The organism is Aestuariibaculum lutulentum, from assembly GCF_032926325.1.
Taxonomy (GTDB): Bacteria; Bacteroidota; Bacteroidia; order Flavobacteriales; family Flavobacteriaceae; genus Aestuariibaculum; species Aestuariibaculum lutulentum.
Genome location: NZ_CP136709.1, coordinates 1,700,457 through 1,711,490 on the forward strand (window position 1 = coordinate 1,700,457; position 11,034 = coordinate 1,711,490).

The 11,034-nt window shown below is 36.9% G+C and carries 9 protein-coding genes; 2 read left to right on the top strand and 7 right to left on the bottom strand.

What is annotated here, in order from left to right; all coding sequences use genetic code 11:
- Positions 1-112 precede the first annotated feature (112 nt).
- A complete protein-coding gene (gene dgt, locus R1X58_RS07305) occupies positions 113-1,453 on the top strand; it encodes a dGTP triphosphohydrolase (protein WP_240575169.1) in 1,341 nt (446 codons plus the stop codon).
- Positions 1,454-1,489: 36 nt separating this feature from the next.
- On the opposite strand, the gene R1X58_RS07310 is transcribed toward dgt, so the two are convergent.
- The 3 genes from R1X58_RS07310 to dxs form a co-directional block, all read right to left on the bottom strand.
- A complete protein-coding gene (locus tag R1X58_RS07310) occupies positions 1,490-2,467 on the bottom strand; it encodes a permease (protein WP_240575170.1) in 978 nt (325 codons plus the stop codon).
- A gap of 76 nt (positions 2,468-2,543) precedes the next feature.
- Entirely contained in the window at positions 2,544-2,780 is a 237-nt protein-coding gene (locus R1X58_RS07315; protein ID WP_240575171.1) for a thioredoxin family protein, read from the bottom strand.
- Between the two features lie 159 nt (positions 2,781-2,939).
- A complete protein-coding gene (gene dxs / locus R1X58_RS07320) occupies positions 2,940-4,721 on the bottom strand; it encodes a 1-deoxy-D-xylulose-5-phosphate synthase (protein WP_240575172.1) in 1,782 nt (593 codons plus the stop codon).
- Positions 4,722-4,825: 104 nt separating this feature from the next.
- Between dxs and R1X58_RS07325 the strand changes: the two genes are divergently transcribed.
- The gene (locus R1X58_RS07325; RefSeq protein ID WP_240575173.1) at positions 4,826-5,275 is read left to right on the top strand and encodes a nucleoside deaminase; all 450 of its coding nucleotides are present in this window, start codon (positions 4,826-4,828) and stop codon (positions 5,273-5,275) included.
- A gap of 44 nt (positions 5,276-5,319) precedes the next feature.
- Here R1X58_RS07325 and R1X58_RS07330 read toward each other — a convergent pair whose 3' ends face one another.
- Genes R1X58_RS07330 through aspS form a run of 4 tightly spaced genes read right to left on the bottom strand, consistent with a single transcriptional unit; the run spans position 5,320 to position 10,990 of the window.
- Positions 5,320-5,556 (bottom strand): hypothetical protein, encoded by a 237-nt coding sequence (locus tag R1X58_RS07330; RefSeq protein WP_240575174.1) that lies wholly within the window; start codon positions 5,554-5,556, stop codon positions 5,320-5,322.
- A gap of 3 nt (positions 5,557-5,559) precedes the next feature.
- The gene (locus tag R1X58_RS07335) at positions 5,560-7,350 is read right to left on the bottom strand and encodes a chloride channel protein (RefSeq protein WP_240575175.1); all 1,791 of its coding nucleotides are present in this window, start codon (positions 7,348-7,350) and stop codon (positions 5,560-5,562) included.
- Positions 7,351-7,393: 43 nt separating this feature from the next.
- The gene (locus R1X58_RS07340) at positions 7,394-9,187 is read right to left on the bottom strand and encodes a chloride channel protein (RefSeq protein ID WP_240575176.1); all 1,794 of its coding nucleotides are present in this window, start codon (positions 9,185-9,187) and stop codon (positions 7,394-7,396) included.
- A 48-nt stretch (positions 9,188-9,235) separates the two neighbouring features.
- Complete coding sequence (gene aspS / locus R1X58_RS07345) at positions 9,236-10,990, bottom strand: aspartate--tRNA ligase (protein ID WP_240575177.1); 1,755 nt, start codon at positions 10,988-10,990, stop codon at positions 9,236-9,238.
- Positions 10,991-11,034: the final 44 nt, after the last annotated feature.

The following is an 11,034-nucleotide window of genomic DNA, read 5'->3' on the forward strand; positions in this document are numbered from 1 at the left end:
ACTTAATGTTATCTTAATGTTAATAGAAGTTAGGTTTAGAATATTTGTAGCGAATAAAAGCCCCGTAAATATTGGTGAATTTAACTATCTTGCCATGCATTAATAATTTACTATGAACTGGGAACAACTATTATCTTTAAAGCGATTTGGTGATACTAATAAACGACTTAGAAAAGAGCAGGACGAAACGCGTCTGGGTTTTGAGGTTGATTATGATCGTATTATATTTTCATCAGAATTTAGAAGTTTACAAGATAAAACGCAGGTTATTCCTTTATCGGAAACCGATTTTGTTCATACCCGCCTAACACACAGTCTGGAAGTTAGTGTTGTTGGACGCTCTTTAGGGCGATTGGTTGGAAAAAAATTACTTGAAAAACATCCGCATTTACAAAATGTTCATGGCTATCAGGCTAACGACTTTGGTGCTATTGTGGCTGCGGCAGCTTTAGCTCACGATATTGGTAATCCGCCATTTGGACATTCAGGTGAAAAGGCTATTGGAGAATTCTTTAAAACCGGAGAAGGATTAAAATATAAAGACGAATTAACCGCAAAGGAGTATCAGGATTTATGTGATTTTGAAGGAAACGCCAATGGTTTTAAAATTTTAACTGAAGATCGTGCTGGTCGTATTGGAGGATTACGTCTAAGTTATGCTACTCTTGGGGCGTTTACTAAGTATCCAAAAGAATCGTTACCCAAAAAGCCAACAGCTCATATTGCAGATAAAAAGTATGGATTTTTCCAAAGTGAAAAGGAAGCATATATTGATATTGCCGAAGAACTTGGATTGATAAAGCGTAGTGAAGACAGTGTTAGTTACGCGCGCCATCCGCTAACATTTTTAGTAGAAGCTGCCGATGATATTTGTTACACCATTATCGATTTTGAAGATGGTATCAATCTTGGGCTTATTCAGGAGGAATATGCCTTGGAGTATTTGTCAAAAATTATTCGTCATACCATCCGTCCTGAAAATTATTATGCGTTATCGACTAAAGCCGACCGAATTGGGTATTTGCGAGCACTGGCTATTGGGTCTTTAATTAATGAAGCGGTCGATATTTTCATGGAAAATGAAGAAGCTATTTTAAATGGCGATTTCGACTGTGCATTAATGGATAAATGCAAATACGAAGCGCAGATTAATGATATCATAAAAATAAGTATCGAAAATATATATCAATCAACCGAAGTCATTGATAAAGAAATTGCGGGTTATGGTGTTATTAATACCTTGTTAGAAACTTATACTACTGCGGTAAATAATAGTTTTAACGGTACGGCTTCCAATTACGATAAACTGATTTTAAAAGGTTTGCCTAAAAATATAAAAATCGATAGTTCTAGTTTATATGCGCGCTTATCAAGTGTGTGTTACTATGTGTCATTGTTATCCGATAGTAAAGCTATTTTGGATTATAAAAAGATAAAGGGCATTACTTTCTAGAATTGCAATGCAGGCTTGTCTGTTGCATTATCCAAGTTATAAGATAATATTGAATAGATATCCTGAAATGATAATGCATAGAGTTACCACGCTAAAAAATATAGCAATAAGTTTAAAAGTCATAACTTTTTTCAAGAGCATGGCTTCGGGAAGCGACAGGCCAACAACCCCCATCATAAAGGCAATGGCAGTCCCTAATGGTATACCTTTAGAAACTAATACCTGAACTATAGGAAGTATACCTGACGCGTTTGAGTACATGGGAATAGATAATATGGTGGCAAGCGGAACAGCAAAAAGATTGTCCTTAGCCATAAATTTTTCAAAAAAGCCTTCAGGAATATATCCGTGCATGAATCCGCCAATGGCAATTCCAACAATAACATAAGGTATAATACCTTTAAGAATGTTTACAACTTCAGTCCATATTACAGGTAAGCGCTTCGTGAAAGGTTGCTTTTCAGCTTGAAATATATCTTGTTCTTTTTTAGCATTTGTTAAAACGTCTTTTACCCAGGGTGTCAGGTAGCGTTCCAGATTAAGATTTTGAAGAATGATTCCGGATATGGTTCCAAGTAATACGCCACTAATGATATAGATAATTGTGGTTTTTATACCAAACAAACCTATAAAAAGGCCAATGGCGACTTCATTAACTAAAGGAGATGTAATTAGAAAAGCAAACGTAACTCCCAACGGAATACCGCCTCTTACAAAGCCAATGAATAACGGAACCGATGAACAGGAACAAAACGGAGTGACAACTCCAAAAAGACTTGCCATAAGGTATTCCAGACCATATAGTTTTTTTCTTGACAGATAATTTTTAACCTTGTCTATGGGGAAATAACTGTTAACGATGCCCATAAAAAAGATGACAATAACAAGAAGGATTAGAATTTTAACAGTATCGTAAATAAAGAAGTTTAAGGCTTCAGCCAGATGTTGTTTCTGATCTAAATTCAAGACATCATAAACCAGCCAATCTGCTATTTGTTGTAACCAATTAAACATAGCTACTCGTATTCGAAAATTGTTTTACAATTTTCTATGTACCATGATTTATTAGAATAATGCATTGCTGTTTTTTCTAGTTTAAAAGTGCAAGAACTTCATCTTTTGAAGGGACTCTTCCTTTTATGGTAATAACATCATCAATTACCAAAGCAGGTGTCGTCATGATATTGAATTTCATAATTTCTACGATATCTTCAACTTTTTCAATGGTTGCATCAATGTTATTTGTGGTAACCACGTCTTTAACAACATTGGTCATCGATTGACATTTAGGGCAACCGGTTCCTAAAATTTTAATTACTTTACTCATGATTAAATGTATTATTTTGGATGATAGATACAGGGATATCAATCAATTGTAAAATTACGATAGAGATTTAAAAAGATAGGTGACTTTTGTCACGTTTTAGACGTTTTTGCGGAAGAGGAAACGAATAACTTTTGTGTGGAATTTAGTTTCTAATTAACATTATTGATTGTTTACAATCAATATGTTGTTTAATAATTTTACTAATTGTGTAGAATCTAAACCTATTTGTTGTTGCAGTTCTGTTACGCTACCATGATCAATAACTACATCAGGAATGCCTAAAACTTTAATGTTATTCTTATAATTATTGGCTGAAGCAAATTCTAAAATCGCCGACCCGAAACCACCTTTAACCGAGTTGTCTTCTATGGTGATTATCGCATTATGTTTTTTGAATATTTGATGTAGGAGGGCTTCATCTAAAGGTTTAACAAAGCGCAAATCGTAGTGAGCAATAGTTTCTGGATTATTGCAACCATTTATGGCATCGGTAACATTTTTAGCAATAGTTCCTATACTTAAAATGGCAATTTTATCACCTTCCTTCAGTATTGTTCCGGTTCCAATTTCAATGGTTTCAAAAGGTTGTTTCCAGTTTGCTGTAATACCACGGCCTCTAGGATAACGAATGGCAATAGGATGGTGCAGTCCTAATTGGGTGGTATACATGATATTGCGTAATTCCATTTCATTTCGCGGCGCGAAAATAATCAGGTTCGGGACGCATCGTAAATACGACAAGTCGTAAACCCCATGATGTGTAGCACCATCTTCGCCAACCAATCCTGCACGATCTAAGCAAAAAATTACAGGTAAATTTTGTATAGCCACGTCATGAATAATCTGGTCGTAAGCGCGTTGTAAGAACGTAGAATAGATATTGCAAAAAGGAATTAGACCCTGTGTTGCCATACCTGCAGCAAGTGTTACCGCGTGCTGTTCGGCAATACCAACATCAAAAGCGCGATCAGGTAGTTCGTCCATCATGTATTTTAATGAACTTCCTGTTGGCATGGCTGGTGTGATACCGACAATGTTTTTGTTTTGTTCGGCTAACTCTACAATAGTGTGTCCAAATACATCCTGATATTTAGGGATTTTTGAAGCAGATTTAGGAATCAATTCTCCGGTTTCAGAATCGAACTTTCCTGGGGCATGGTATTTTACTTGATCTTCTTCGGCCTGACGTAAACCTTTGCCTTTGGTGGTAATAACGTGCAGAAACTTTGGGCCTTTAACTGTTTTTAATCGCTCTAACTCCGAAATTACGGCATCTAAATCATGACCATCAATCGGTCCGGAATAATCAAAATTCAAGGCTTCAAAAATATTGTCCTGTTTTTGAGTTCCTTTCTTAACATTGGTTAAGTACATTTTTAAAGCGCCAACACTTGGGTCAATGCCAATAGCGTTGTCGTTTAAAATAACTAACAGATTAGCATCGGTTACTCCCGCGTGGTTTAAACCTTCAAAGGCCATACCACTTGCAATCGAAGCATCGCCAATAACGGCAATGTGTTGTTTTTCGGTTTCACCTTTTAGTTTAGAGGCAATCGCCATGCCTAAAGCTGCTGAAATGGAAGTTGACGAATGCCCGACCCCAAAGGCATCGTAAATACTTTCGTCGCGTTTAGGGAATCCGCAAATACCGCCTAATTGTCGGTTGGTATGAAAAACAGCTTTGCGTTCGGTTAATATTTTATGTCCGTAAGCTTGGTGACCAACATCCCAGATGAGTTGGTCTTCTGGGGTATTAAAAACATAATGCAGTGCAATGGTTAATTCTACCACACCTAAACTAGCACCTAAATGTCCTTCTTTAGTTGCGACAATGTTAATAATAAACTCACGCAATTCCTGAGCCAGCTGAGGTAACTGCTCGGGCTTTAAAAGACGTAAATCCTTAGGAGAATTAATGCTATGTAATAAGGTGTTTTGCACGTGACAAAAGTACAGATTTTATTGGTCATATAAGTTGAAAATATTAGTGGATAATTTGATTTAACGAGAGATATTTTAGCGATATGAAATCGTATATTTGAATTATGGAAAACCCGTTTGATGATACGTATTTTATGAAAAAAGCCCTGCAGGAGGCAGAGTTGGCTTTTGATAAAGGAGAAATACCTGTTGGAGCTGTTGTTGTTATTGATAATAGAATTATTGCTCGCGGTCATAATTTAACTGAAACCTTAAATGATGTGACGGCACATGCCGAGATGCAGGCTATTACAGCGGCGGCTAATTTTTTAGGAGGTAAGTATCTTCAAAATTGTACCTTATACGTGACATTAGAGCCTTGCCAAATGTGTGCTGGCGCGTTGTATTGGAGTCAGATTTCTAATATAGTGTATGGAGCCAGAGATGAACAACGTGGTTGCATTAATTTAAATACCAGATTACACCCGAAAACTATCATGAAAGGCGGTGTTTTAGAAGCTGAAGCATCTGAATTAATGAAGCGTTTTTTTATTGAAAAACGAAATTTGAATTGATAGATTAGGCGAATGACCCGACCTGAAGGGTAACGCCTTAATAATTAAAGTCTATTGTCTTTTTGCGACTTACGCATTTCTTCTAAATTTTCTTTAGTGAGCATGTAGTCTTTTATGTTTTTGTCTTTCCAACGGTAATAGGCAAATAGGGGAAAGGCTATAAAAAAGAGACCCATAACGCCGAAACCAATAAGTTTTTGAGAATATGGCGTGTCCAATACAAAGCCGGTAATGATGCTTGCAAATACTATGAAGAATATGGTAATGATGGCATATTTCATGGGTTATTGTGTGAATTTTAATAGTTGCCTTCTGTAGGCTGTTAATAATTTTGATTTAGAAATGTAACCGAAATATTTTCCGGATTTAACCACTGGTAAATTCCAGGCTCCGGTAGATTTGAACTTGTCCATAATGTCGTTCATGGTATCTTCATCGTAATTAATGATTCCGGCATCGGCATGCATCAAATCGGCTACGCTAACTTTGGTGTAAAGATCGGCATTAAACATCATATGTCGTATATCATCGAGTCTTATTACACCTAAAAATTCATTTTCGTTGTTTACTACAGGAAAATGGTTTCTTGAAGACTTCGCCACGGCTTCATTTAAAATATACCCCAGAGACATTTCGGGTTTTAATTTAACAAAGTTGGTTTCTATAACTTTATCGATATTTAATGACATGAGGGTATTTTGATCTTTATCATGCGTCATGAGTTCGCCGCGTTCGGCTAGTTTCATGGTGTAAATAGAATGCGATACGTAATATTTTGTAATGGCAAACGAAATAGCAGCAACAATCATTAAGGGCACAAATAGCTCGTGGCCACTTGTGATTTCGGCAATTAGGAATATAGCCGTTAACGGTGCATGAAGTACACCTGCCATGAGTCCGGTCATACCTAAAAGGGTAAAATTAGCTTCGTTAACCGAGAACCCAAGTCCAATATTATTTACAATTTTAGCAAAAGCGTTGCCTAAGGCGCTACCCATAATAAGTGTTGGAATAAAGATCCCGCCAACACCACCGGCACCAAAAGTGGTGGTCATGGCAATGGCTTTAAATATCGTAATTCCCAAAAGCATAGCAATCACAATCCAGATATTATCGAGGTCTAAACTTTTAAATGGTGTGGTATTTATTGCAGAAAGATGATCACCTTTTAAGAGGTTGTTCATAATGCCATAACCTTCACCATAAAGTGGCGGAATAAAGTATAGCATTGTGCCAATAGCAAGTCCGCCAATTAATAAGCGTTTGGCTCGGCTTTCAAACTGTTTGAAAAAGTTTGTAATGCCAAAAAAGACTTTTGAAAAGTAAACCGATGTAAACGCAGTAACAACACCCAACAGGATGTAAATAGGAATGTCGTTAAAATTGAAGGAATCTTTTATAATAACATGCAGCAAAACATCTGTTCCTAAAAACATATACGAAGTTATAACTGCTGAAACCGATGCCAGAAGTAATGGCACTAATGAGGTAAAGGCAATATCGAGACTAAATATTTCTACCGCAAAAACGATGGCGGCAATGGGCGCTTTAAACATGGATGCCATGGCTCCGGCCGAAGCACAACCTATTAGAAGCAGCCTGGTTTTGGTATTCATATGAAAGAGTTGAGCGGTGTTAGATCCTAATGCCGAACCAACACTTACCGCAGGGCCTTGTAAACCCACCGACCCTCCAAAACCGGCTGTTAGCGGGGCAGTAATTAATGCGGCATAAATATTATAGCTGGGGAGAATACCATTAAGTTTAGATAATCCATATAGTGTTGTAGAAATGCCATGGCCAATATGTTTTTTTAGCCAGGTTTGTTTTATAATGAACACCAAGACCAATCCAATTATTGGAAAGATGAAATACAAGGTATTTTGATAGTTTTTAAATAGATTGAGTTCGAGAAGCGACCGAATAAAATGGGTTAGATTTTTTAAAACAACCGTTCCCATACCTGCAAGCATGCCTACCAATACACTTAAAATATAAATGAATTGTCGTTCGGAAATGTGTTTGTATTTCCAGATTAAAAATTTTCGTAGCAGGCTTTTAGCTTCAAAGGACATATTTATAAAGTTAATAAATAAATGCTTTTGAAGCTATTCTATATTAAGAATTTACCTGTAGCGTAATTAGTTGACGACGGTAAGCCGTTAATAATTTAGATTTTGAAATGAAACCAAAGTAGATGCCGTTTTTTGTAACCGGTAAATTCCATGCGCTGCTATCTTGAAACTTCTGCATAATGTCGGTCATTTTATCTTTATCTAAATTGATAACTGCCGGTGGCTTTTGCATAATATCTGTAGCTTTTACTTCCTGATAAAGCGATTGATCGAACATGATAGGACGCAAATCGTCTAATAGTATAATGCCCTGAAGTTTTTGCGTATCCTTTTTAACAACAGGGAAAATATTTCGGTTTGATTTTATCACGGCTTCATGAATCATTTCTTCAAGAGTCATATTAGGCGTAATGGCAATAAAATTAGTTTCAATAACTTTATCGATATCCATTAAGGTTAAAACCGCGTGGTCTTTATCATGAGTAATCAGTTCTCCTTTTCTACCTAGTTCCATATTATAAACCGAGTGGTGTTTAAAGTATTTAGTAATACCAAACGAAATGGTTGCGGTTAACATTAACGGAATAAAAAGTTCATAACCTCCGGTAAGTTCCGCTATTAAGAAGATAGCCGTAAGTGGGGCATGCAGTACACCGGCAAGTAAACCCGCCATGCCAACAAGGGTAAAGTTACTTTCTGAAACCGGTTCATTAAATAAACCACAATGGTTAATAATTTTAGCCATGCAGTTCCCCATAATACTTCCCATAAATAAGGTAGGTGCAAAAATACCTCCAACACCACCAGCACCAAAGGTTAAACAACTGGCAATAACCTTAAAGAATATAAGTCCGCCCAAGAGCATAACAACAATCCAGATGTTATCGGTGTCCATATGAAACAGGTTGCTTTGCAGTGCTTTTTCAGGGTTTCCAATAATTAAGTTGTTAATAACATCGAAACCTTCACCGTATAACGGCGGAATTAAAAAGATAAGTAAACCTAACCCGGCACCTCCAATAATTAATCGTTTTACCGGCGATTCAATTTTATCGAAAAACGTATGAATCCTATCATAAATTTCAGTAAAGTAGATGGAAATAAACGAGGCTACAACACCTAAAAGAATGTAAAAAGGCGCATCGTTAATATAAAACTTGTCCTCAATTCTAAATGGTAAAAGAATATCGTCACCAAAGAAAAAGTAAGATGTTAAAATGGCTGAAAGCGATGCCAGTAATAACGGTAACATCGAAGCAATAGTAAGGTCTAAACTAAAGACTTCTATGGCAAAAATAATCGCGGCAATTGGGGCTTTAAAGATGGAACTCATAGCACCAGCGGCGGCACAACCAATAAGAAGGTTTCTTGAGGTTTGGTTCATATGAAACATTCTGGAAATGTTAGAACCAAGGGCAGCACCAGTAGCTACGGTTGGGCCTTCCAATCCTACCGACCCACCAAAACCAACCGTTATCGGGGCCGTTAAAATAGAACCAAACATTTGGTAGCGTTTCATGATACCTTTACGTTTTGCCATAGCGTAAAGGGTTGAAGGAATACCATGACTTACCTTATTTCTTATAACATATTTAATAATTAAATAGACCAGAGATAAACCAATGATTGGAAATAAAAAATAAAAAGCATGATGATAGTCTGCTATAAGTTTACCTTCCAACAGATGCTGGAAAAAGTGTGTTAAGTTTTTTAGCACAACGGCACCAACACCAGATGTGAAACCTATAACAATACTTAAAATATAAATAAATTGTCTGTGAGAGATGTGTTTGGCTCTCCAGATTAAAATCTGCTTTAAAATGGTTTGTTTGGGCATGGCATTTATAACGCTATCAAAAAATCCTGCAAAAAGCAGGATTTAGAATTATTGTTTTATGTTAAGTTGTAAGCTTAGTTCTGTTAATTGCGCATCATCAATTGGAGCAGGTGCATCAATCATAACATCACGACCAGAATTATTTTTAGGGAAAGCAATGAAATCACGGATGGTTTCTTGTCCTCCTAAAATAGATACTAATCTGTCAAGACCAAATGCTAAACCACCATGTGGCGGTGCGCCGTATTGGAAGGCATCCATTAAGAAACCAAATTGAGCTTTTGCCTCTTCAGGAGTGAAACCTAAATAATCGAACATTAAAGATTGGGTTTCTTTATCGTGAATACGAATAGAACCACCTCCAATTTCGTTTCCGTTTAACACTAAATCATAAGCATTAGCTTTTACATCGCCCGGATTGGTTTTTAGTAGTTCTAACTGTCCTGGTTTAGGAGAAGTGAATGGGTGGTGCATCGCATGGTAACGCTCGGTTTCTTCATCCCATTCTAAAAGCGGGAAGTCCATAACCCAAAGTGGAGCAAACTCCTCAGGGTTTCTTAAACCTAAACGTTCTGCTAATTCCATACGTAAAGCACTTAACTGCGCGCGTACTTTATTTTTATCGCCAGAAAGCACACAAATTAAATCGCCTGCCTTAGCGCCGGTAACTTCAGCCCATTTAGATAAATCGTCGTTATCGTAGAATTTATCTACTGATGATTTGAATGTACCATCTTCATTACAACGACAGTAAACCATACCTAAAGCACCAACTTGCGGACGTTTTACCCAGTCGATTAACTGGTCGATTTCTTTTCTGGTGTATGCGTTTCCACCAGGAACCGCAATACCAACTACCAATTCGGCACTATTGAAAACACCAAAATCTTTATGTTGAGCAACGTCGTTTAACTCGCCAAATTGCATACCAAAACGAATATCTGGTTTATCGTTTCCGTATAAACGCATCGCATCGTCGTATTGCATTCTCGGGAATTTATCAATCTCGATACCTTTAACTTCTTTAAGCAGGTGACGTGTTAAACCTTCAAAAGCATTTAAAATATCTTCCTGCTCAATAAAGGCCATTTCACAGTCTATCTGAGTAAACTCAGGTTGTCTGTCGGCACGTAAATCTTCATCTCTAAAACACTTTACAATCTGGAAGTATTTATCCATACCACCTACCATAAGCAATTGCTTAAAGGTTTGTGGCGATTGTGGTAAAGCGTAGAACTGACCTTCGTTCATGCGTGATGGTACTACGAAATCACGGGCACCTTCAGGGGTAGATTTAATTAAGTAAGGGGTTTCAACTTCTATAAATCCTTCTTTAGATAAATAGTTACGAACCTCTTGGGTGACTTTATGTCTGAAGATTAAGTTGTTTTTTACCGGATTACGACGAATATCCAGATAACGGTATTTCATACGTAAATCTTCACCACCATCTGTTTTATCTTCAATAGTAAACGGAGGAAGTTTAGCCTCGTTTAAAATGTTTAATTCTGAAACTAATATTTCAATATCTCCGGTTGGTATATTCGGGTTTTTAGAAGCACGTTCGATTACAGTTCCTTTAACTTGAATAACAAACTCACGACCAAGGTTCTGTGCCTGCTCCATCATGTCTTTCGATGTGCGCTCTTCGTCGAAAACCAATTGGGTAATACCATAGCGGTCTCTTAAATCTACCCAAACTATAAATCCTTTATCTCTTGATTTTTGAACCCAACCAGCAAGGGTTACTTCTTTATTAATATGTGATGCATTTAACTCACCACAATTATGACTTCTGTACATAATGAAATTTTAGAGTTGCAAATTTAATGAAGTTTACTGATTAA

Excerpts from the sequence above, each read along its gene's own strand:
- dgt (WP_240575169.1), top strand. The coding sequence starts at position 113 with ATGAACTGGGAACAACTATTATCTTTAAAGCGATTTGGTGATACTAAT.
- R1X58_RS07310 (WP_240575170.1), bottom strand. The coding sequence starts at position 2,467 with ATGTTTAATTGGTTACAACAAATAGCAGATTGGCTGGTTTATGATGTC.
- R1X58_RS07315 (WP_240575171.1), bottom strand. The coding sequence starts at position 2,780 with ATGAGTAAAGTAATTAAAATTTTAGGAACCGGTTGCCCTAAATGTCAA.
- R1X58_RS07325 (WP_240575173.1), top strand. The coding sequence starts at position 4,826 with ATGGAAAACCCGTTTGATGATACGTATTTTATGAAAAAAGCCCTGCAG.
- R1X58_RS07330 (WP_240575174.1), bottom strand. The coding sequence starts at position 5,556 with ATGAAATATGCCATCATTACCATATTCTTCATAGTATTTGCAAGCATC.
- R1X58_RS07335 (WP_240575175.1), bottom strand. The coding sequence starts at position 7,350 with ATGTCCTTTGAAGCTAAAAGCCTGCTACGAAAATTTTTAATCTGGAAA.
- R1X58_RS07340 (WP_240575176.1), bottom strand. The coding sequence starts at position 9,187 with ATGCCCAAACAAACCATTTTAAAGCAGATTTTAATCTGGAGAGCCAAA.
- aspS (WP_240575177.1), bottom strand. The coding sequence starts at position 10,990 with ATGTACAGAAGTCATAATTGTGGTGAGTTAAATGCATCACATATTAAT.